The organism is Rhizosphaericola mali, assembly GCF_004337365.2.
GTDB lineage: Bacteria > Bacteroidota > Bacteroidia > Chitinophagales > Chitinophagaceae > Rhizosphaericola > Rhizosphaericola mali.
This window is the reverse complement of the sequence record NZ_CP044016.1, coordinates 1,981,381-2,003,046: the sequence shown is the minus strand read 5'-3', so window position 1 is coordinate 2,003,046 and position 21,666 is coordinate 1,981,381. Positions and strand designations below refer to the sequence as shown.

Genomic DNA, 21,666 nt, shown 5'->3' with positions numbered 1-21,666 from the left:
AAACGTAATTATTCTTTAGTCATTACATAACGACGATGCGACCTTCCCCAATCAATCATAGATTGGATAATATTCCCAAATGTCCTACAATATTCTGTTGGAATATATAGGTTAGTAAACCCATCTGTGTCTGTTAATTTGTCTAGCAACTTATTTAATTCCATCTCTTTTAATTCTTTCGACAACATACGTTTGGTTATACCAGGTATACTTTTTTGTATTTCTATAAAATGTCTTTTACCATTACACAATGCATTGATGATAGGAATTCTCCACTTACCTCCAATGAAATACAATGTGTCTTGTAACGCTCTTAATTCTTCTTGCTGATTTCTATTCATAAGGTATACTCAATTATACTAGTTGCAAAATTATTTGATTGTTGAAATAGATTTGTCAAAATCATTTTTATGGAAAATTTTAAAGAAAAAATTATAGTTATAACTGGCGGAAATAGTGGGATAGGTTTAGCCACTGCCATCGCATTCAAAAGCAAGGACGCCACTGTTATTATTACAGGACGACGAAAAGATGCGGTTGAAAGTTGTGCAAATAAGTATGGATTTGTTCCTTTTGTAGCTGACCAAGCTAAATTAAGTGACATAAATGCCTTATACCAATTTATAGCACAACAATTTGGACATATTGACATATTGTTTATAAACGCAGGCATTACAGGAACAAACGAGCTAATTGAGAATATGACCGAAGAAAATTTCGATCAAGTAATGTCTATCAATCTTAAAGGCGCCTATTTTACATTGAGCAAAGGGATTTCTTTACTTGCGCCGAACGCATCGGTTCTTATTTTGAGTTCAATTGCAGCACAATTCCATTTTCCTAAAAGCTCAGTATATCAGGCAAGCAAAGCCGCGATAGTTTCTGTAGGAAAAACTGCGGCAAAAGAACTTGCTTCTCGAAATATTCGTGTTAATATGATAAGTCCAGGTCCAACAAAAACTGAAGTATTAAGCAAAACACCAGAGGGTAAAGCAAATTCAGAAGCTGTATTTATCAGCCTAAAAGAACAAATCCCCTTAAAAAGAATTGGTCAGCCGGAGGAGATAGCCCAAATGGCACTATTTTTATCAAGTAATCATGCAAAATTTATTACTGGTTCAGAATTTATTCTAGACGGAGGACTAACATTATAACTGCATTTGCGTTTAATATAAATACCTAATTTTATAACTATAACAGTCAAAATACATCTGTATTTTGACTGTTATAGTTTACATTACCGAAAAAGTTCATAGTTGAAAATTTCACGCATTTTTGTCATGAATTTTTCTTCTGAGCATTCCCTTCTTAATTTAACCATAGGCACAATATCTTCTGTTACTAAATAACGTAGCTGATTTGTATTGTCAGTAGAGGCTAAATAAATACATTGAACTACTTTACTGAGTGCGTCAGGATCTGCATTTGTTCTAAATTTTTGAAAAACACCTCCCATAGACTGAATAATTCTATTATATTCAACTGGCGCTTTATAACTTCCAAACTCTTGTGCGCTTCTTTTGGGAAAACCCGTTTCTGCAACCGCTCCAGGTTCAATTAGCTTTACAACAACACCAATAGACGCTAATTCATAAGATATCGCTTCCGTAAAACCCTCTAAAGCAAATTTGGATGCTGTGTACAATGAACCTAGTGGAAGTCCAAAAACACCAACTCCAGAACTAATATTAAGAATCAAACCATTTTGCTTTTCTCTAAAATGAGGGAGTATCGCCCGAGTTACATTCATAGCACCAAATACATTCACATCAAACTGTTCTATAACTCTTTCTTCCGGAATAGATTCAAAAATGCCATTCATTCCAAATCCGGCATTATTAATAACCACATCAATCTTACCAAAATAATCAATTGCTTTTTCAATTGACTGCTTTATAGTGGACTTATCTTGGACATCCAATTTCAAAACTAAAATATTTGATCTCTGCTCAAGTGTATTATTGGAATCAGGAGACCTCATTGTTGCGACTACATTCCAACCATTATTAGCAAAATAAGTTGCAGTCGCAGCACCTAATCCCATGGAGCAACCGGTAATTAGTACTGTTTTATCTTTTGTCATAATTGTAATTTTTATATAACAAAAGTATTTGGAATGTCTAGCTATAAAATATAAAAAACAAATTATTAGCTACTAAAATCAAATATTGCAAAACGAAATATGCATGATAAAGTGATTAGGTAATTTACAAAAGTAAAGTGAACTTAAATCATGTAATTACATGTTTTTATTTTGCTGTATTAAAAATTATAGTTCAATGGAAATAGAAAAAAAATTGCAGTACCTTTTAGATCGTTTTGAAATTCAAGATGTAATTACAAAATATAGTTTTGGCCAAGATTTACATCAAGGAGAAGATCGTAATGTACAAGAAGTGTGGAAGGATGTATTTACAGACGACGCTGTTTTGGACTTTCAAGCCGCAGGAAATCCTCCAACAAACTATCAAAACATGATTAAAATTATGCGCGGAGACGGCGTTCATAACGGTAACATGAGTAGTTTTTCTAATTGGCAACATCTAATGGGAAATCCTGTTGTTGAAATAATAGGTAATGAGGCCAGCGCAAGAACAGATTTATGGGCTACACATAAGGGGAGAATTGACGTTGGTATACCCAATCAATCTTTATATGTAGCTGGGGCTTTTTCTGATGAACTCGTAAAAACGGATCATGGCTGGCGCATATGTTATAGAAAGCTGGAAATACATTTTATGGATAATATCCATACTGTTCAGTAAAATGGAATCTTGGCACAAAAAATAAAGCAATTTATAAAGAGATTATGGGAAATAGGGCTATCCTGTCTCAGACTTTCTACATTCATTTAGATGTGATAAAATTGAATGTCGAATTACAGCCTTTCGTAACTTATTGTTTTACTAATTATAGTAAAACATTACTTCCAATATTAGATCTGCTAATTTAATGGGCTAAGAATGATCGAAAATATTTGTTGCAGAAGAACCTGTCTAAGCAAATCGGAGCAAACACTATCCTTACTTTTCCTGGGTAGTGTTTTTATTTTTAATTATTGATAACAACTTATTTCAATAAGATTATGATCAGGATCTCTTAGATAAATAGAATTTATTTTTCCTAAAGCACCTGTTCTTTCTACAATGCCTTCTTCTATTACAATACCTTTTTCGCTCAATTCATTTTGAATATCGCTAATAGATAGTTTGGTGATAAAACAAAGATCTATCGCGCCACAAGTTGGATACAAAGCCATAGGCTCGAATTCTTTTCCTTTTTGGTGAAGATTTATTTTTTGATTTCCAAACTTTAAGGCCTTTCTGTTTCCATTAAAAATTTCTAATTCAAAATTCAATACTTCAGTGTAAAATTTTACAGTTGCTTCAATATCTGCAACTGTAAAAACAATGTGATCTATTCTTTCAATAATCATAGTTAATATTTTAATATTCTAAACTAAATGATTTTGTTTTGCCGCAGCAATTAGTTCTTCCCTAAAGGAAGGATGCGCAATACCAATCAAAGCCAATGCTCTTTCTGGAGTAGATAAGCCCTTAAGGTTGACTGCTCCAAATTCAGTAACAACATAATGAGTATCTGTTCTTGGAGTAGTTACGGGCCCTGATAGTTTAGGTACTATTTTGGATATTTTCCCATCTTTTGTTGTAGAATGAAGGGCTATAAAGGATTTGCCACCTTTAGAAAGATATGCTCCTCTCACAAAGTCTAACTGTCCTCCAGAAGAACTATATTGATGTCCTTTGATATATTCAGAATTACATGCGCCTGTAAGATCAATCTCCGCAGTTGCATTCACGCTAATTACCTTATCGTTTTGAGCAATTACCGAAGGATCGTTTACGTAATTAACAGGATGGCTTTCTACAGCGGGGTTATTATTTATAAAGTCATATAGATTTTTATCTCCCATGGCAAATGTAAATACACTTTTACGTTTGTTTATATTTTTGCATTTATTGGTAATAACTCCTTGTTGGATAAGATTAATCATGCCAGGAGTAATTACCTCAGAGTGAATTCCTAAATCCTTGTGATTAACCAATTGGGCACAAATAGCATTAGGCAGTGAGCCTACACCCATTTGCAATGTCGCTCCGTCCGGAATAAACGTTGAAATTATTTTCCCAATTTTGTCATCCACGTCATTGGCGGGAACAGGTGGAACTTCCGTCAATGGTTGGTTGTTTTCCACAATCGCATTCACTTCTGATATGTGTAATAAAGAATTACCAAATACGCGAGGCATATTTTCATTCACCTCGATAATGACTTTTTTGGCAGACCGAGCAACAGTGGTTCCATAATCATTATTGGTTCCAAATGTGAAATAGCCATTTTCATCCATAGGAGAAACCGTTGCCATAAATGTGTCAATGCCTATTTCTTCCGATAAAATCCTCGGAGTCTGACTAAATGTAGTAGGAACAAAATTGACCACTTTTCTATTGTTAGCCATTCCTTGTTGAATTAATTTCCGTTCATTTCCACTTAAAAACAAACAGTTCAATTCCAAAACGTCTAAAAAATCGTATTGTAATATGGTATTGGCAGCAGGAGCTTTAGATTCATTATAGTATAGTTTAATTTTCGAATAAATGCCATTTTTAATTTGATTTGCCAACTCATTTAATAGTGCTGGCGGTTCTGATACGGCTATTCCTATAACTAATTTATCATTATTTTCTAATAATTTTATTGCCTGCTGTGCTGAGGTTAATTTTTCCTCATATTGAGATTGTATACTTTGCATATTTTCTATTTTAATATCCAGCTGTTTGTTCTGGAGAGTTACCTTTTTTATAAATTAACATTGTTCTTTCAAATTCCATGACAATTTCTGCGTTTTGATTTTTCCCGATGGTTTTTACAGTTACAATACCTTGAGTAATACGGCTTTTCGATTCTCTTTTAGATATAATTTCTGATTCGGCATATAAGGTATCCCCTGCAAATACAGGAGCCAAACACTTAACATTATTCCATCCTAAATTTGCCACGACTTTTCCACTTACACTATGAACACTCATGCCAGTTAGGATAGAAAGCGTAATTGTACTATCAACCAGAGGTTTTTTCCATTCTGTATGTGCAGCATAGACGGAATCAAAATGCAATTGTTGCGAGTTCATAGTCAATAAGCATTGCCATATATTATCTGTTTCTGTGATAGTTCTCCCAGGTCGATGTTCAAATATATCACCGACGACAAAGTCTTCATAGTAAAGACCATAAGTTTCTCGGTATCGGTTGTCTCCAACCTTTTTGTACATTGAAATTTCCATTGTATTTAAATTTTAGTGTTTATTTAATTAAATCAGCTTTATTGATTATTTTATGTGCTTTTTTAGCCATAGCATAGTCTATCATGTGACCATTTAATTGTCCTGCCCCCTTATTGGCTAACTTGATAATTTCTTTGGCTCTTGCGATCTCATTATCAGATGGGCTAAACGTTTCATTGATAATGGAAATATGAGATGGATGAATGGCTGCTTTGGCACTAAACCCTAATCTTTTCACTAACTGAGTTTCTTGCTTAAGTCCATTCAAATTATGAATTTCAAAAAATGGAGTATCTATTAGTCCTATTCCATAAGTTGCGCAAACTGAAACCATTTGACTTCTTATAGACAATAAAGTTTGAAGATCATTTTCGGCATCTAAATCGGCACATAGATCAGCTGCGCCTAGCATTAATGCATCAGGTTTAAATGGAGTGTTTAAAATCTCAGATAAATGAGATACACTATAAGCCGTTTCAATCAAACCAATTATTGATAAGGAATCAACGTGATTCAGAATGGAACGAATCATTTCAATAGTATAGTATGACTCAAATTTTGGCACAACGATAACCTTTGGCAATACTGGCAATTCCTTCAACATTAATAAATCTTCTAAACCCATTGAGGTATTAAGTGCATTGATTCGAATTCCTATTCTATTTATATCATCGTCCTCATTACTAAAAAGTGTTTGAATATTTTGACGGGCTTCCTTTTTATTTTCGATAGATACTGCGTCTTCTAAATCCAACAGTATAATATCCGCTCCAGAATGAAGTGCCTTTTCAAATAATTCGGATTTGTTTGCTGGCGTAAATAAAAAACTCCTACCGTAAATTTGATTTATATTTTCAAAATTCATGTTGCGTATTTTTTCTTTGTTGAAACAAAGTTGAGTCGAAATAATCAATTGATTAAACTGAATTTTTCAATTACATTCATTGATAAATTCAATTAATGTAAATTTGCTTATGGAAATTAGGCAACTCAAATACTTTGTTACATCTGCAGAATTGTTAAATTTTACCGAGGCTGCAGATAGATGCTTTGTAACTCAAGGCACACTTTCTCAGCAAATAAAACAATTAGAGAATGAATTAGATATATTGCTTTTTGATAGAATTGGAAAAAGAGTAAGGCTCACCGCTGCGGGCAAATTATTTTTACCCTATGCACGACAGACAATCTTGCAATCAGAAAGTGCTAAACTCATTTTAAGTGATTTCAAAGAATTAAAAACAGGCACTATCTGTGTCGGAGTGTCCTATGCATTAACCAGTTATTTAACAAAGGGTATTGCAAAATTTTCTAGATCATATCCACAGATACATATTGAAATAATACTTGAGACTTCTGAAGTATTATTAAAGTTGTTAGATAGTGGAAAAGTAGATTTTATTTTATCTTATAGTGATATTGTAGATGAACGGCAATTTGAATACAATTTATTATTTCAGTCTAGCTTATCCTTTGTTACAAATAGAAATCATTCTTTGTCTCAAAAAAAGCAAGTAATTTTTTCGCAATTGAAGAATGAACCTTTAGCACTTCCAACCAAGGGATTCAATACTCGACGTTATTTGGACAAGCTTTATGAAAAGGAAAATATTACGCCTAAAATTGGATTAGAAGTGAATGATATTGCAACCTTATTAGAAATCGTGAAAACGGGCTTGTGGTCCACTATTTTATCTACTTCGGCATTAATGGAAAACACAAACGATTTAATTTATATCCCAATTAAAGAAAAAGGCAAACTACATAATGCTTATATTATCTGGGCAAAAAGCATTTACAGAAAAAAAGCCGCTATTTTACTAGCTGAATCTATTAATTGAATTTTCTCCACCTTCCTCATACAGCTTTTGGAAGCGGTAAAAACTGTCACCGCTGTACCCCATTACCTTACAGACTCCACTAACGTTGCCTAATTTCTCTGCCAACTTCAACAAGCCCATTTTGGGTTGGATTAGCTTTTGTGTCTGATTCATAATCTGACTGTTTAGTGGTTAATAGTTTAACATACTATGTCAGATTAAGTTTTGGCTAATACAAGTTAAGTGATTTCAGCAGGCAAGGCGCCTGCTTTCTTTTTGAAGTCATACTCCAAACTAAAATATGTATTACCCGTTTTTTCTACATTCACAGCATTAAGACCAGAAAAACGATCTCTGTATTTATTGAATAAAGGAAATATATTGTCATACATGTATGTATAACTTCTGGAACTACGAGATGTCTGCCATTTTCCGCTCTCATTTTTGCCCTATCCAGACAAAGATTTACATCATCCGTATGGAACCGTACAACTATTATTTCATTTTCAGAATTGACCTGTTTAATTCTTTTTACATAATTGTAATGGTGATCAAACCCAAGATTGAGTTCTATGGCAAAATTCTCATTAGAGAAAAGTCTATTATTAAATATCCATGAATTTAAGCTGCCCCATTTCTCTGAAATCGGTATAGCCCGCTATTTTATACCTTAGCGACATATCATCAGAGTCCAGAATTTCCATTCCCATGGGTATGAAGAGTCTACCAGATGTACTTTCCCCGCACCAGGAGCGCCTGCGAGAATGTAAATCCTAGCCATGGTAGCTATACTTTTTCAATTCTTCCATCTTTATACTCTGCAACCATCACGCCGTCCTTTTCATAGACAAGTGGTTGATTAATGGAAAAGAGATATTCTCGCACAAAGTCTTTACTTTTTATTTTCCATTCTTCATATTCCTTTTCAGACATATTCGAAGGGGACTTATCCATAGTTCCAAAGGAAACCAATTCTTCGTCTTTTAAATCTTTAAGTGTTTCTTCCATAATTCACAAATTGAATGATTATATCATGTTCTATCTATCCAAAATTAAATATTTATCTACTGATTTCCATAGCAGGCTAACTTCTCTTATTTAAAACCAAACTTGAACTAACTCTTTTATATTAATCTATGTTTCAATTGTATTATACATCCTGTAAAAGCTCAATAAAAAAAGCTAACCATTGCTTCTTCCAGTTTCTTTACCTTTTCATGTTGAGGTTTGATTCGCTCTTGTTGTATGGTAATCATCTTTTGGAGGGTGCTCGTCTTGTAATTTCTGAAGGCTTCAAAGTGCATTCGTAGGAAAGTCGCTAAATCTGTTTTAGAAAAACATGCAAACAAATATCTTAAAGGTTCATTATTGTTAGAACTAGGAGCTTGTACCTGTTGTAGCAATATAAAGAATCGTATAATCAGATCTTCTTGTTCCGGATTAGATATTTTTATATTTCCCGTGCTAAAGCCATTAGTAATCTGTTGTATTTCATTTTCTGCGGAATCTATGATGCTATTCATTTTCACTTCCATTCTGGATACTAGATTTCCAACAATTTCCTCCATCCGTTCTGGAGATAGAGCCTCTTTTTCGCTTTGTGCTAAAACCGTATCCAAATCTGCTCTTACAGACACTCTCATAGCATTTCTGTCTACCTCCAAACGTGTATCATTTTGTGTATTTAGCCAATCTACGGCTATTTCGAGTTTTTTTCTGTATGCTTGAGAACCTGCATTTCTTATTCTGTGTGCTAATTCTAATGTCAGGAAATGTAAAAATTCTTCATTGTTGGTGTACGCCTGATAATGGTAGGAAAGAAAATCAGAAATCTCAATGGGTAAGTAGCCTGCCATCTTACCAAATGCTTCGTTGTAATACTGCTGCGCATTAGGCTCCTTGGAAAAGAACAAATCATACCCGGTATTGTTCTTTCCTATTTGGTATTGGAAATAGGGTTTGAAGTTGCCTGGCTGATTGGACGTTTCTATTCTACCAAAAAAGGAAGCCTTCATGGTACGCCAAAACAAGCCGCCTGAAAAATTAGGGATAAGTGTCATGATTGGGATAATTGATTGATTATCTAATTTACGCATATTAACTAATAGATTTGAATGATGGAGCATCTTCCTTTCTATTTGTACTTCTTTTGACTATTATGTACTAGTTATTAAAATAAAACATTGCTAATCTTGTCCTTGTCTTTGATACATTTTAATTTTGTCTAGACATCAATTCAGGTCCGAAATTTTGGATCGTTTTAGAAATGCCGATTTTCAACCTTTAATTACTATCTAGGTAATAATTATCTTTGTTGATTTCTAAGCATGGAACATTTTTTTGAACTGCCTGTTATCCATAATGGAGAGGAAATAAGTTTTAATAGTCGTTTGGTTACTTTCGGTTACGACTATAAGTTTCACATTATTGTTAATGGACAAGAATTGATATTTGAAAGGGATGATGATCGAAATTTTCGAATACTTACTACAACTCTAGAGCAAAAAGATATTGTTCTGGATAATGTCTTGGTCGAAAATATTATTCGCTCCTTAGAAACTATCGCAGATGTATAATTTAAAATTCTGCTCATATAAAATTAAATTTCACAGAGTATATCTTACATTAGAAGGATTAATCCTTGGATGAATTATGTAAGGGTGACTGATGTGTTTGGATATTGGCACTGTTTGTGTAAATTGAAATTCTAAATTTAAATTTTAAAACTCATATCCTCATGAACAAATCCGAATTAATAGATCTGTTGGCTTCTAAATCAGGTACAACTAAAACTGATGCTACTAAAGTATTAGATGCATTTACCCAATCAGTAACCGAAACATTGGCCGGTGGTGATTCTATTACATTAATTGGCTTTGGTACATTTAGTGTATCCGAACGTTCAGCACGTGATGGTCGTAACCCTCAAACTGGTGAGACTATCAAAATAAAAGCTAGTAAAGTGGCTAAATTTAAAGCTGGCAAAGCTGTCAGTGAAGCTTTAAATGTAAAGCCAAAGAAAAAAACTAAGAAATAATACAATGATTTTAGTAATAAACTAGTTTGATTTTCCTGTAGATTTAAAAAATCAAACAAAATGGTACTGTAAGTACCATTTTGTTTTTATAGTATACTTAGTCAAGCCTATCTAGTCCTTTAAAAACTAAATAAATACATATTTATAATTGACATATATGTTTAATTTATACTTAGTATGCTTCTCTGCCCATTTTAAGTTTGTCTTTTAAAGTGCGCATATTGTTGCTAATCTTCTTTCGGGTGATTTTCGCATAGATCTGTGTGGTTCGGATGCTTTTGTGACCAAGCATCCGACTGACCGTTTCTATGGGTACGTCGTTTTCAAGTGTTACGGTGGTGGCGAAAGTATGTCGAGCCGTATGTGATGTAAGATGTTTGTCTATACCACAGATGTCTGCAATTTCCTGTAAGTAGCCATTGAAACGCTGATTGCTACACAAAGGGAGTAATTGTTTCTTTCTTTGTAGTAACAAATTCGAACTATACTTGTCCAGAATTTCTAACGCAACCGGCAAGAGCGGCACTTCCTCCGACGTTCCTGTTTTTTGCCTGTCCGTCATGATCCATTTTTCTCCGTCAATACCTATTTTGATATTACCAGATGTAAGTTCACAGACGTCGGTAAATGCCAGTCCTGTGAAACAGCAGAAAATATATACATCCCTTACCTGTCCTAGTCTTGGAAGTAAGGGTTTGTTGTATATCATTTCGATTTCAGCCATGGTCAAGATTTCCCTCTGCGGATTTTCGTAGCTGCATTTAAATCCTCCGATAGGGTTGTTGGTTATCCAACCTTGGTCAACAGCCAATTTTAAAACCTGTTTTGTAATTTTGATGTATTTCATGGCGGTATTGATTCCGATCTTGGTCACATTACACAAGTAATGCTCTAGATCAGAAGCAAAGCCAAACTGTATTTGAGACAACGGTAGGTCGTCTAACTGATATTGTTCATTTAAGAAGGTTGAAACTTTCTCTTTTGTTATTTCATACCTTTTGTAGGTACGGTCACTATTGCGACCAGATGCTACCTTTTCCAAAAATCTTTTGTTGTGGAATGTGAAAGCATCCAACAAACTTTTCTGATTGAATTTCTTACCAGAGTAAATATTCTTCAAATCTTCCAATGATACGCAACCATCCAGCATTGATAGTTTTGTGTAAAGTCCCTGCAAGGTACCCGACATTTGTATGAGTGATGCATTGCTTTTACGGGACAGTTCGCTTGTTCCCTTTACGCGCTGGTTCTTTTGATCCCATTGTAGCAGGTTTACATAAACATGCGTTGAAAGTTCCATTCTTTTACCGTTCAAAGTGATACGGGCGTAGATGGGGAAATTTTCGTTTTTGCCTCTTTGGCGGTTCAGCCAAAATAAGATGGACAAGGTGGAATTAAGTTTTGCCATAACCAACATTTTTTTTGTGGTTAAAACAGGAAAAGTTTACTTTTTCATACCTGTCTTAACCCTGTTAAACGTAATGTGGATAAGCACTTCGGTTTTTCAAAGGTTAGCACAAGTTAGTCAAAATCTTGCTAACCTATTTGCTAACCTCTGAGATCTTAATTATTCAAATATTCAAGTTAATGACACTTAACGAAAAAGCCGTGTAATCTATTGATTTACACGGCTTTTTTAATTTTATTGAAACCAGTTTAACTTCGTTTTACTGCTTTCTGTGATCCCGCTGGGACTTATTTTGCATAAATAGAGTTGAATATACTTTAATAGAAATTAATATAATTAATTATTTACCAAATAGTTATAATATATTTTGTGAAAATAGATTATCTTTATTGTAAGTAAATATCCAAAATACTGTAAGTAATTGTAAGTAAAAAAAATATCGCCATGGAACCTCGTTTTTATCTCAGTAATAAACTCAACAAACAAGGACGTTCAACGGTAATGCTCTATTTGTATTGTCATGGTAAAAGAATTACCATAAGCACAGGCAAGGTCATAAAACCAACAAATTGGAATGAAAATGCACAACGAGCAAGGTGAACCTCTGCCGAAACGATGGAATTTAATAATTATCTACAATTCTTTGGTGCAAGTGCAGTTTCCAAACTAACAGATCTGATACAGAATCAGGAACAAGATATACTTGTAAAATTCAAGCAGCAAATAAAGCAAGTTGAGATAAATAAGGTGGAAAAAGTCCGAATAGATTTGTCAGAAGGTGGAAGTCTTATACAATTCATGGAAAAATTAATTCCGACACTCAACCGCACATCTGGTACATTAGCGCAATACCGAACAACATTCAAGAATTTGAAGTCCTTTCAAAAAGAGTGTTATAAAAGACCTGTACATTTTGAAAGTATTGACATGGATTTTTATAATGCCTATGTTTCTTATTGTCAAATGGAAAAAGAGTATTCAGTAAATACAATAGGTAAAGAAGTAAAGCATATCAAATTCTTTATGGCAGAGGCGGAAGAAAGGGAACTGCACTCTAACTTCAAATTTAAAAGCAAACGCTTCAAAAAGACATCAGAAGAGAGTTTCTCAGTTTATCTGTCAGAAGACCAGATAAAAACCTTAAATAAACTGCACTTAGAAAATACTCCACAAGATGAAGTCATCCGGGATTTATTTGTAGCATCCTGCTGGTTAGGTTTGAGAGTTGGTAATTTGTTGGAAATCTCCAAAAGCCATATCCATGGAAACCTAATTTCGATAAGAGGTGAAAAGACTTCTGAATATATCGATATTCCATTACATCCCATCGTGAAGAAAACTATTGTCAAATATGGAGGGATTTTGCCAAATTCAATCAGCGAATGGCAAATTAATAGAAGGATTAAAGATATTGTAAAAATGGCAGGCTTTACTGATGATATTGCGTACTCTATAACTAAGGGTGGGCGAAAGGTTTCCATGAATGAACCTTTTTATAGTCTTGTTACTACACATACTGCTAGAAGGAGTTTTGCAACAAATATGTATAAAAGAGGTATTAATATACAAACTATAATGGCCATCACTGGTCACAACTCAGAAAGAACTTTTATGTCTTATGTCAAATCCAAAAGAATTAATGCTATAAAGGAAATGGAAGATATTTTTAAATAATATTAAGAAAATCCATAACGGACTAACTTAATTTTCAATTATTTATTCTTTCAAATTTGAAAGTGAACTTAATAATTTGATTAATAAACGGATCAAAATTTAATTTCATACAATAAGTACAAAATCCTTTACATATTTCTCATAATAAAATAATAATGATAAAATATTAAAATTTCTACTAAAAAAATATTTACATTTGAAACAAAAAAAATATTAAATCTTAATCAATTTAGTTTTTTAATAGAAATTCTTTCATCGTTATTGTGATAGCCCTAGATTTTAAAAATTAACTTGCTTTATTAAAATCAAAAGAAAATTTAAACTATATTTTTGACGGTCTAATACCAAAATGTTTATTTCAAAACGAAATTGATTTCATCCTAAACTTTAATATAAACGTGAAAAAACTGAACCCTTTTTTCCCCTTTTTGATTGTATTTGTTTCTTTACCACAAATACTTTTTAGTCAAATAGAGCAGGCATATGAGATAAAACTACATGCAAATAAATTGAAAAATATTGACTCTTTATACATTACAATTAAAACAGACCAGGTTAACTCACTATCACTGGGATATATCAATAACAAGCAAGGTAATTATAATCAAGAATTGCTGCTTCAAGATAGTTTAGGTCGTTATTTTACCAACTTACTTAATCCAAACCTTACCAACAAGGAGCAATTATCTAATATAGTTTGGCTATGTCATGAATTAACATTTACGACTGACAGTTCTGGACTTTATTTATTTTCTCACTTAAACGCTGACGTATATAAACCGTTTGCCTCTATGGAGAAAAAAACGGGTAAATTCTTGAAATTGATAACCATTGACACCTTAATGAACTTGCCAATGGTCGATAGTAATAATTATTCCATAGGTTTAGATTCTATGGCACACTTTATTCGCAATACCTCGCTTGCATTAATTCAAAACACACGTCAATCTCCATCAAATAGAATTTCCAATTTGTCATTACAGTCCAATAATGAGGCTTCCGTTTCAATAGATTCTTTATTGGCCAATAGAGGTAATATAAATACTAATATTATTAAAGATTCATTGGTTAATAAAGGCATTTTTAAAACCTTTAAGGATTTTTTGAATAATAAGCCTATATCCAATGCAATTTATTTTTGGTTGGAGCCTGACACGCTGAAAGAAAATGGAGATATTAAACTTAATTATCTTGGGACGGATAGTTCAATAGTAACAGTTACTAATGCGTGGGGCGTGTGTTTTGGCGCAAACGAATTATATAAAATGGAAGGCAGTAAGCTAATTCCTATTGAAAAAAAGGGGAATTATTTTATTCTTTCGAAATATGTCGATTTCCCTATAAGGAAAAACCAAGCCATATTGTGGCGCAGGGCAGTTGGGGCCTACTGGAATGGGGACAATAATCCTTATGAGAGAAAAAGAACTTTAATTCTTAATACGAAAAAAGACAGAGCTGAATCAAAATCTGCTATCGTAGACCCTATTGCTACAAAAATTGATATGCGCACAGGAATGCTGACTTTTTAATCTATAAAGCAAAATATAAATACCAAAATTTATGCTTAAAACTATACTCTTAAGCTGTTTTGTACTGCTAACAAAACAGTGCTACACGCAATCTCTACCTGCGAATACCTGCGGGGTAGTTTACAGTTATGATGCTGCCGGAAATAGAACTGAAAGAAAATATATTTGTAATAATGGAAGTTTAGGTAATACTCAAATGAAAAATACCATAAATTTTTCCAATATTCAAAAAGTAACCAGACTTTATCCAAATCCTACATCAGGTAGAATAACTGTAGAGTTTACAAATGCTTTAAATAATGCATCAATTATACTCACAGATATGTCAGGGCGTACTTTACAGAGTACAATTAAAAGTGGAGCCCAAATATCTTTGGATCTTTCGTCTTATCCATCTGGAATGTACATATTACAAATAAAAGACAATCAGACTTTGTTTACTCAAAAAGTGATCAAGAAATAATATACTGTTAATAGAACAAATAATAATTGCAATGAAAATTCGCCCATTAATTTGGTTGTTTTTGGTTTCTCTATTATTCCAAATAGCCAATGTATCTGCTCAGACTATTGATTTGAGTAAACCTGTTGGTAGTCCGGAGGGATCTGGGGATGTCTCACCTACGGGAGGATCCACTTATAATATACCTATTAAAATTCTTCCAGGGATAAATAATATGCAGCCAGACATTAATTTAGCTTATAACAATCAGGCTGGAGATGGAATTGCTGGATTTGGATGGAATTTATCATGCATGTCCATGATAACCCGTGCTGGCAATAACTATTATTATAATGGAAAAGCAACAGGAGTTAACTATACAAATACAAATGATGCGTTCTTATTGGATGGTCAAAGATTGTTCAGTACTTCTGGAAATAATGGGGCCAATGGTACCACCTATGGAACTGAAAACGAGCAATATTCAAAAATAGAAAGCTTTGGTGGCACAGAAACAACAGGACCAGAATGGTTTAAAGTTACCACCAAGACCGGTACTGTGCTTGAATATGGCCATGGAGCAAATACAACCATGGCTACAAATAATATTTATAGTACAATGGTTTGGTTCTTAAATAAAGTAACTGATTTAAATGGAAATTACGAAACATTCACCTATGGTTTAAATCAAACAGATAGAACATATCAATTGGCCAATATTCTTTATAGTGGTAATGACGCAATGGGGGTATCAACGAATATAAATGTGCAATTCCTCTATAATGTCAAACAATATTGGGAAACGAGCTCAAAATATGTTGGTGGATACGATTTAAAAGATGCATTTACCCTTTCGAACATAAATATCATTAAAGATGGGACAACCATTCGATCTTATGATTTTGCCTATACCCAATTGAGACAGCTGTACCTTTTGAAATCTGTCTCAGAAAAAGGTTCAGATGGTAATTCATTGAACCCTCTTATATTTAATTATGGTTCCAATCTAGAGGCTCAGGACGTTTCCGTTCCTGGCATTCGATATGAAAACATGCATGGAGGCAATATCTATGCTGGTGATTTTAATGGTGACAGTAAACAGGATTTGTTATCTGTCAACTATAGTTATGACCAAAATGGGATGAGACATGATTTGTCTTATGATGTATTAAGCGAATTTAGTTCTTATGCAGGTAGCCCTTCTGTTGAATTTTTTTATAATTATACAATTCCCAACAGCACAGGCAACAATGTAATAAATGTAAATGGTAGACGTACTCGGTCATTCGGGAACTCTATTCCAGCAGGATCAAATAATGGCTATTTAACCATGGATTATGATGGAGACGGAAAAGAAGATGCCCTGATGGTAAGAAATAACTTTTCTGCAAATGGTCAGCTGATTTGCCTAGGTGTGGATATTAATTATTCAAGGTATTATAGTATATATACTGGAGCCTCTTACATCACAAAGTCTTACCCGGTTCCCCATTTGCCACAATACACTCAGGATTTTAGATATACCTACTATAGTAATTCTACGTCCTCTTATGGCAATAACTTTGTTTCTGGAGATTTTGACGGAGATGGAGCTCTTGATTATATTTTGATATTAGGACAGACTCCAACTACGGACTTTAAGGCCTTCTTTAACAGTCCACAAAAAGGAATCGTAAACCAAGAAATTTTAAATTTTGTTGGTGGAGATGGAACTACGCAAAGCATTGCCGCTGCTAGACAGTTGCTTGCATCCGATTTTGATGGGGATGGGAAACAAGAATTGTTGGTTTCAATTGAAAATAAAACAAACATATTTTCAATACACCCTGTTTCTGCTGCTACCGGTTATCAATATGCATGTGAAAATCTTGGACAAACACTCAATTTCTATGGAGATGAGCCTCTTTTTACAGGAGATTTTAATGGAGATGGAAAAATGGATATATTTTATAGGGATACAAAAGATAATTCTGCTGGATCCTGGTATGTAGCCAATAGCACGGGAAATCCAACCAATCCTTATGTCTCGACCTTTTTTGTTTGGGCAAATAGACCCTATTTACCACAGGACAATGGAGGTAGTGCCCATCATATCGTCCTTGGGGATTTTAATGGGGATGGGAAAACGGATGTATGGCAATCTTTGGATTTATCCTCAACAACCTCCAAGCACAATATTTATTATAGTAATGGGAGTTCTTTCATTACAGAGTCTTACAATACATCCATTGGGAATTTAAATGGTAGCACAACTGCGAATACAGTTGTTGGGGATTATAATGGTGATGGCAAGCCAGATATACTAAGTGTAAACAGTAGTAACCAAGGAACATTTATTTATCCAAAACCATTTAAGGAAGAATTATTTTTAACTAAGGCGACAAATGGTTTAGGAGGACAGGAAAATTTCTCCTATTCATTAATAAATATAAATAACAATATTTATTCAAGGAGTTGGTTCTATCAATACGACGATAATACTAACACGGAAGTTACTAACCTTAGAAATGGGAATCCCTATAATGTCTACAATGTACCCATGTATGTGGTTAACCAAAAAACTAAATCCAATGGAGTAGGTTCAAGCGGATTAAATGGAATTTCATATCACTATACTGATGCTTCCTTTAAGAAAACCCGTGGTTTTTTGGGTTATAAAAGTTACACACAAGCTGAATCGTCCACTGGCCTATTGGCTGGAACAGAACAAAGCTATAGCTACTCTGTTAATGTGCTTCACCCAACCCACACGTACACCGTATTGGATAATGATACAATTACTGATAGTAAGGTTACAGATACTCTCTTAAGACTGAATCCAAATAATGTTTTTGATAAAAGATATGTTTATCGAAATTTAAAAACAGTATCCTATAATGGAGCTACGGGAGCTGCTTCAGAAACGTCCAATACATATGATGATTATGGTAATATACTTGCTTCTACAGTGAAAATAGGATCCATCGCAGCAGGAATAGTTTCTCCAATAGAGACCTCCGTAACAACGATTTCTTATGGAATACATGGTACACCTTACCCTAGTCTTCCAGAAAATGTGACGATCAATAAAACAAGATCTGGACAGGCTACAATAAATAATTCGACCTCTTTTACTTATGATACAAAAGGTAACGTATTATCCAAAACTGATTTTGCAGGAAAAAGCAAGGCCGTTACAACCTCCAATGTCTATGATGGTTTTGGAAATATCACTCAAAGTTCGATTTCATCAGCAGGCATAGATAGCCGTGTATCGAATTTTACGTATGACAATACGGGTAGGTATCTTTTACAGAAGGAAATGGTTGGTTCAGGTATTTCCAAGAAGACGGTTTTAACTTATGATAATACTTTTGGGGACATTGCAAGTATTAAAGCTCCAGATGGGCTATTAACATCTTACACCTATGATGCTTTTGAACGTAAAAAAAGCACAACATTACCTGAAGGATATTCCATTGATGAAACTTGGTCCTGGGAAAGTTCCATTGGCAGGTATTCTTTAAATGTCACACGACCAGGAGGGGGTAGCAACAAAAAAGTATATTATGACCTTTTGGGCAGAGTCGTGCGAACTGATATATCTGGTTTTAATGATGCCTTACTTACCTCTACCGCGGTATATGATGAAAAAGGATTGGTCACCAGTCAGACAAGCCCCCATTATAGTAGTGAACAAACTATTACTACAACAAATCAATATGATAATCTGGCACGATTAACCCAATCCACCAATGGAACAGTGACTAGCCAATATGCATACTCTAAGCTTTCGGCGGGACAATTTAGCACAACAATTACAAATGGGGCAGGACAAACCAGTACAAAGACGGAAGATGCGACAGGAAAAATAATAACAGCCAACGACAATGGAGGGACTTTAAATTATACCTACAATAGTCAGGGGAATATTACCCAAACGCAATTGAATGGATCAGTAGTCACTTCATCAGTCTATGATGAATATGGAAAACAAACTAGTTTGTCTGATCGAAATGCAGGGTTAACATCTTACGAGTATGATGGTTTAGGTCAATTAATCAAGCAAACCGATGCCCTTGGAAAAGTAACAAGCATGACATATGACCTGTTTGGTAGAACCATAACTAGAACAGGTAGTGAAGGCAGTACTAATTATGAATATTGGAGTGATCAAGCAAATGGATTAAGCAGTGACAATCTTTCAAAAATCACTGGCTTTGCTGGGGATTTACAAGAATATACCTATGATAACCTAATGCGTCTCTCTCTTCAAAAGAAGACCGTTGAAGGAATTTTATTTACAAGCCAATACAGCTATGACGCTTATAGCAATCCTATAAAGTGTGTTTATTCCACAGGAGTATCCATTTCTAGAACATTTGACCACAATGGTATTGAAATGCAGGTTAAATTAGGAGAAGGGACAAGTGCTACAACTCTATTTACAGCTACGGCAATGAATAGCTTGGGGTATTATACGGCTTATAGCAAAGGGAATGGAAAATCCTCGACCGAAACCTATAACTTAGCGACAGGAACCCCTAGTCAGTACATCACAAATGATGTGCAAAATTTATCTTTTGCATTTGATCCGTTGAACGGCAACCTTACACAACGAAAGGATCAAATCAAAAATATGACGGAGGATTTTAACTATGACAATCTCAATAGGTTGACTTCCGTTAAATTAAATGGTGTACAAACACAAGCCTTGACATATGATGGTAGTACAGGAAACAGCCTAGGAAATATTACGGAGAAAACTGATGCAGGAAAGTATGTTTACAATAGCACTAAGGTAAATGCTGTAGCTTATATTACTAATCCCGCTGGAGCAAATTCCCCTCCAGTCACCATAGCACAGACACAGCAGGATATCACTTATACCCCTTTTCAAAAAACGTTGAAAGTCTCCGAGAATGAGTATGATTTGGAATATAGTTACGGTAGTGATTATCAGCGTATTAAAAGTGTATTATCTCATAGTGGTGCGATCACAGAAACCAAATATTATTTTGGTGATATGGAAAGGCTGCAATCCTCATCAGGAACTACAAAAGATATTCATTATATCCCGGCAGGCAATGGACTTTGTGCAATTGTTGTAAAAACAGGTAGTACCACGGATGTATATTATACTTATACAGATTATCTGGGAAGCATATTAACAGTTACCAACAGCGCAGGGGTTGTAGTTGCAGAACAGAATTTTGATGCTTGGGGACGTAAACGAAATGCTACAACTTGGACATATGATAACATTACAGAAGTTCCAGATTGGCTCTACCGCGGATACACAGGACATGAGCACTTAAAAGAATTTGCACTCATAAATATGAACGGCAGGATGTATGATCCTGTCCAAGGTAGAATGATGAGCCCAGATAATTTTGTGCCAACTCCACTGAATACACAAGGCTATAATAGATTTGGTTATGCACTAAATAATCCGCTAATTTATAATGATCCAGATGGAAATATATTTAATCTAATTTCTGGAGTTATTGGAGGAGCTATCGGTGGAGTCTGGAATGTAGTTTCAAATCTGTCAAGTGGAATATCTCCATTGAAAGCTTTGGAATATTTTGGCTCTGGTTTTGCTGGCGGTTTTGTTACTGGCTCAACTGGAAATTATGTATTAGGCGGAGCTATAACAGGGGGAATTAATGCAGCTATTGGAGGCGGAGGGTTAAAAGATGCAATATTAGGAGCTGCATCTGGAGCGGCATCTGCTTATATTGGAGGGAAAATTGGAGAAAAAGTTGGAGACTTATTAACTAAAGTTAATATTCCAGGTAATTTTAATCTTCCTCCTGATGGAATCATATCTAATATATTAAAAACTTCGGCTGGCGGTGCAGTAACTAGTACCTTAACTGGAACAGTTCAAAGTGTTGCAGATGGTAATGGCTTCGGCGATGCTGTTGCAGATGGATTAAAGAGTGCTGGCAAAGGAGCGATTGGTGGTGCGATTGGTGGTGCTGTAGGCAGTGGTCTAAATTCAGTCATAAGAGGGAAAAACATATTAACAGGAGTTGGAAAATCTCATACACGTATTATATTAAGTGATCTCTATGATGGTGAATGGTTGAAACAAATGCCCAAAGAAAATACAACATCTAATACAAATAGTGTAATTACGGAACCTGGAGGTGGTAAGCTATTTGTATCTACAAGTATTGTAAATAATGCTAAAACTTCAAGTAATGATGTCATCATTGTCACTAAAGATGGAATAGCTCTTCCCAAAGGAGCAAAAATTCCAACTGAGTTTATTGAGAATCAACGTAGGGCTGGAGATTACGGATTTATAAATGAAGGTGGAAAGTTTGAATCAAAAGTAAGAATTGATCCTGCAACACCAATTAATAAAAAAGGTCCAAATGATAGTCATTTTCATTTAAATGGAGAAAAGGAACATATATTTGATGTGAAAAGATGGCCTTGGTGGTAATTTAAATTTAATAT

20 protein-coding genes and 2 pseudogenes are annotated in these 21,666 nt (G+C 34.4%); 10 read left to right on the top strand and 12 right to left on the bottom strand.

Annotation, left to right across the window (positions count from 1 at the left end; all coding sequences use genetic code 11):
• Positions 1–8: 8 nt before the first annotated feature.
• On the bottom strand, positions 9–341 hold the full coding sequence (locus E0W69_RS08645; RefSeq protein WP_131329684.1) for a winged helix-turn-helix transcriptional regulator: 333 nt from the start codon (positions 339–341) through the stop codon (positions 9–11).
• 69 nt (positions 342–410) lie between these two features.
• Here E0W69_RS08645 and E0W69_RS08640 point away from each other — a divergent pair, with 69 nt between their 5' ends.
• Positions 411–1,154, top strand: coding sequence for an SDR family NAD(P)-dependent oxidoreductase (locus E0W69_RS08640; RefSeq protein ID WP_131329683.1), 744 nt, complete (start codon positions 411–413; stop codon positions 1,152–1,154).
• A gap of 83 nt (positions 1,155–1,237) precedes the next feature.
• Here E0W69_RS08640 and E0W69_RS08635 read toward each other — a convergent pair whose 3' ends face one another.
• Positions 1,238–2,083: an SDR family oxidoreductase gene (locus E0W69_RS08635; protein WP_131329682.1), complete on the bottom strand. Its 846-nt coding sequence runs from the start codon at positions 2,081–2,083 to the stop codon at positions 1,238–1,240.
• A 196-nt stretch (positions 2,084–2,279) separates the two neighbouring features.
• Here E0W69_RS08635 and E0W69_RS08630 point away from each other — a divergent pair, with 196 nt between their 5' ends.
• Positions 2,280–2,765, top strand: a complete 486-nt coding sequence (locus tag E0W69_RS08630) for a nuclear transport factor 2 family protein (RefSeq protein WP_191968013.1) — start codon at positions 2,280–2,282, stop codon at positions 2,763–2,765.
• Between the two features lie 290 nt (positions 2,766–3,055).
• Here the strand turns inward: E0W69_RS08630 and E0W69_RS08625 are convergent, their stop codons facing one another.
• Genes E0W69_RS08625 through E0W69_RS08610 form a run of 4 tightly spaced genes read right to left on the bottom strand, consistent with a single transcriptional unit; the run spans position 3,056 to position 6,171 of the window.
• Positions 3,056–3,436, bottom strand: coding sequence for a VOC family protein (locus E0W69_RS08625; protein ID WP_131329680.1), 381 nt, complete (start codon positions 3,434–3,436; stop codon positions 3,056–3,058).
• 18 nt (positions 3,437–3,454) lie between these two features.
• Complete coding sequence (locus E0W69_RS08620) at positions 3,455–4,774, bottom strand: acetyl-CoA hydrolase/transferase family protein (protein WP_131329679.1); 1,320 nt, start codon at positions 4,772–4,774, stop codon at positions 3,455–3,457.
• A gap of 10 nt (positions 4,775–4,784) precedes the next feature.
• On the bottom strand, positions 4,785–5,306 hold the full coding sequence (locus tag E0W69_RS08615) for a MaoC/PaaZ C-terminal domain-containing protein (RefSeq protein WP_131329678.1): 522 nt from the start codon (positions 5,304–5,306) through the stop codon (positions 4,785–4,787).
• A 19-nt stretch (positions 5,307–5,325) separates the two neighbouring features.
• Positions 5,326–6,171 (bottom strand): aldolase/citrate lyase family protein, encoded by an 846-nt coding sequence (locus E0W69_RS08610; RefSeq protein ID WP_131329677.1) that lies wholly within the window; start codon positions 6,169–6,171, stop codon positions 5,326–5,328.
• 109 nt (positions 6,172–6,280) lie between these two features.
• On the opposite strand from E0W69_RS08610, the gene E0W69_RS08605 reads away from it, so the two are divergent.
• Positions 6,281–7,147: a LysR substrate-binding domain-containing protein gene (locus tag E0W69_RS08605; protein ID WP_131329676.1), complete on the top strand. Its 867-nt coding sequence runs from the start codon at positions 6,281–6,283 to the stop codon at positions 7,145–7,147.
• Here E0W69_RS08605 and E0W69_RS08600 read toward each other — a convergent pair.
• The 4 genes and pseudogenes from E0W69_RS08600 to E0W69_RS08590 all read right to left on the bottom strand — a co-directional run.
• Positions 7,142–7,300: pseudogene (locus E0W69_RS08600) on the bottom strand (helix-turn-helix domain-containing protein); the annotation flags it as partial. The gene E0W69_RS08605 and the pseudogene E0W69_RS08600 overlap by 6 nt on opposite strands.
• Before the next feature lie 65 nt (positions 7,301–7,365).
• Entirely contained in the window at positions 7,366–7,518 is a 153-nt protein-coding gene (locus E0W69_RS20455; protein ID WP_191968012.1) for a hypothetical protein, read from the bottom strand.
• A 394-nt stretch (positions 7,519–7,912) separates the two neighbouring features.
• Positions 7,913–8,134: a hypothetical protein gene (locus tag E0W69_RS08595; RefSeq protein ID WP_131329675.1), complete on the bottom strand. Its 222-nt coding sequence runs from the start codon at positions 8,132–8,134 to the stop codon at positions 7,913–7,915.
• Positions 8,135–8,295: 161 nt separating this feature from the next.
• Complete coding sequence (locus tag E0W69_RS08590; RefSeq protein WP_131329674.1) at positions 8,296–9,222, bottom strand: hypothetical protein; 927 nt, start codon at positions 9,220–9,222, stop codon at positions 8,296–8,298.
• 231 nt (positions 9,223–9,453) lie between these two features.
• Between E0W69_RS08590 and E0W69_RS08585 the strand changes: the two genes are divergently transcribed.
• Together E0W69_RS08585 and E0W69_RS08580 are read left to right on the top strand one after the other, a co-directional pair.
• Positions 9,454–9,702, top strand: a complete 249-nt coding sequence (locus tag E0W69_RS08585) for a hypothetical protein (protein ID WP_131329673.1) — start codon at positions 9,454–9,456, stop codon at positions 9,700–9,702.
• A gap of 161 nt (positions 9,703–9,863) precedes the next feature.
• Positions 9,864–10,163 (top strand): HU family DNA-binding protein, encoded by a 300-nt coding sequence (locus tag E0W69_RS08580; protein WP_131329672.1) that lies wholly within the window; start codon positions 9,864–9,866, stop codon positions 10,161–10,163.
• Positions 10,164–10,335: 172 nt separating this feature from the next.
• On the opposite strand, the gene E0W69_RS08575 is transcribed toward E0W69_RS08580, so the two are convergent.
• Positions 10,336–11,313, bottom strand: coding sequence for a site-specific integrase (locus tag E0W69_RS08575; protein ID WP_255478232.1), 978 nt, complete (start codon positions 11,311–11,313; stop codon positions 10,336–10,338).
• Positions 11,314–11,571, bottom strand: a pseudogene (locus E0W69_RS20825) (Arm DNA-binding domain-containing protein); the annotation flags it as partial.
• 444 nt (positions 11,572–12,015) lie between these two features.
• Between E0W69_RS20825 and E0W69_RS08570 the strand changes: the two are divergent.
• The 5 genes from E0W69_RS08570 to E0W69_RS08550 all read left to right on the top strand — a co-directional run bounded on the left by E0W69_RS08570 (position 12,016) and on the right by E0W69_RS08550 (position 21,652).
• Positions 12,016–12,171, top strand: a complete 156-nt coding sequence (locus tag E0W69_RS08570; RefSeq protein WP_131329670.1) for an Arm DNA-binding domain-containing protein — start codon at positions 12,016–12,018, stop codon at positions 12,169–12,171.
• A gap of 15 nt (positions 12,172–12,186) precedes the next feature.
• The gene (locus E0W69_RS08565; RefSeq protein WP_131329669.1) at positions 12,187–13,245 is read left to right on the top strand and encodes a tyrosine-type recombinase/integrase; all 1,059 of its coding nucleotides are present in this window, start codon (positions 12,187–12,189) and stop codon (positions 13,243–13,245) included.
• 398 nt (positions 13,246–13,643) lie between these two features.
• Entirely contained in the window at positions 13,644–14,774 is a 1,131-nt protein-coding gene (locus tag E0W69_RS08560; RefSeq protein WP_131329668.1) for a hypothetical protein, read from the top strand.
• Between the two features lie 31 nt (positions 14,775–14,805).
• Positions 14,806–15,237 (top strand): T9SS type A sorting domain-containing protein, encoded by a 432-nt coding sequence (locus E0W69_RS08555; RefSeq protein WP_131329667.1) that lies wholly within the window; start codon positions 14,806–14,808, stop codon positions 15,235–15,237.
• A gap of 31 nt (positions 15,238–15,268) precedes the next feature.
• Positions 15,269–21,652, top strand: coding sequence for an FG-GAP-like repeat-containing protein (locus tag E0W69_RS08550; RefSeq protein ID WP_131329666.1), 6,384 nt, complete (start codon positions 15,269–15,271; stop codon positions 21,650–21,652).
• Positions 21,653–21,666: the final 14 nt, after the last annotated feature.

Bases quoted from the DNA above. Each gene is read 5' to 3' on its own strand.
- E0W69_RS08620 (WP_131329679.1), bottom strand. From the start codon at position 4,774: ATGCAAAGTATACAATCTCAATATGAGGAAAAATTAACCTCAGCACAG.
- E0W69_RS08645 (WP_131329684.1), bottom strand. From the start codon at position 341: ATGAATAGAAATCAGCAAGAAGAATTAAGAGCGTTACAAGACACATTG.
- E0W69_RS08590 (WP_131329674.1), bottom strand. From the start codon at position 9,222: ATGCGTAAATTAGATAATCAATCAATTATCCCAATCATGACACTTATC.
- E0W69_RS08630 (WP_191968013.1), top strand. From the start codon at position 2,280: ATGGAAATAGAAAAAAAATTGCAGTACCTTTTAGATCGTTTTGAAATT.
- E0W69_RS08640 (WP_131329683.1), top strand. From the start codon at position 411: ATGGAAAATTTTAAAGAAAAAATTATAGTTATAACTGGCGGAAATAGT.
- E0W69_RS08610 (WP_131329677.1), bottom strand. From the start codon at position 6,171: ATGAATTTTGAAAATATAAATCAAATTTACGGTAGGAGTTTTTTATTT.
- E0W69_RS08575 (WP_255478232.1), bottom strand. From the start codon at position 11,313: ATGCTGGATGGTTGCGTATCATTGGAAGATTTGAAGAATATTTACTCT.
- E0W69_RS08615 (WP_131329678.1), bottom strand. From the start codon at position 5,306: ATGGAAATTTCAATGTACAAAAAGGTTGGAGACAACCGATACCGAGAA.
- E0W69_RS08570 (WP_131329670.1), top strand. From the start codon at position 12,016: ATGGAACCTCGTTTTTATCTCAGTAATAAACTCAACAAACAAGGACGT.
- E0W69_RS08550 (WP_131329666.1), top strand. From the start codon at position 15,269: ATGAAAATTCGCCCATTAATTTGGTTGTTTTTGGTTTCTCTATTATTC.
- E0W69_RS08565 (WP_131329669.1), top strand. From the start codon at position 12,187: ATGGAATTTAATAATTATCTACAATTCTTTGGTGCAAGTGCAGTTTCC.
- E0W69_RS08555 (WP_131329667.1), top strand. From the start codon at position 14,806: ATGCTTAAAACTATACTCTTAAGCTGTTTTGTACTGCTAACAAAACAG.
- E0W69_RS08580 (WP_131329672.1), top strand. From the start codon at position 9,864: ATGAACAAATCCGAATTAATAGATCTGTTGGCTTCTAAATCAGGTACA.
- E0W69_RS08605 (WP_131329676.1), top strand. From the start codon at position 6,281: ATGGAAATTAGGCAACTCAAATACTTTGTTACATCTGCAGAATTGTTA.
- E0W69_RS20455 (WP_191968012.1), bottom strand. From the start codon at position 7,518: ATGTATGACAATATATTTCCTTTATTCAATAAATACAGAGATCGTTTT.
- E0W69_RS08635 (WP_131329682.1), bottom strand. From the start codon at position 2,083: ATGACAAAAGATAAAACAGTACTAATTACCGGTTGCTCCATGGGATTA.
- E0W69_RS08595 (WP_131329675.1), bottom strand. From the start codon at position 8,134: ATGGAAGAAACACTTAAAGATTTAAAAGACGAAGAATTGGTTTCCTTT.
- E0W69_RS08585 (WP_131329673.1), top strand. From the start codon at position 9,454: ATGGAACATTTTTTTGAACTGCCTGTTATCCATAATGGAGAGGAAATA.
- E0W69_RS08625 (WP_131329680.1), bottom strand. From the start codon at position 3,436: ATGATTATTGAAAGAATAGATCACATTGTTTTTACAGTTGCAGATATT.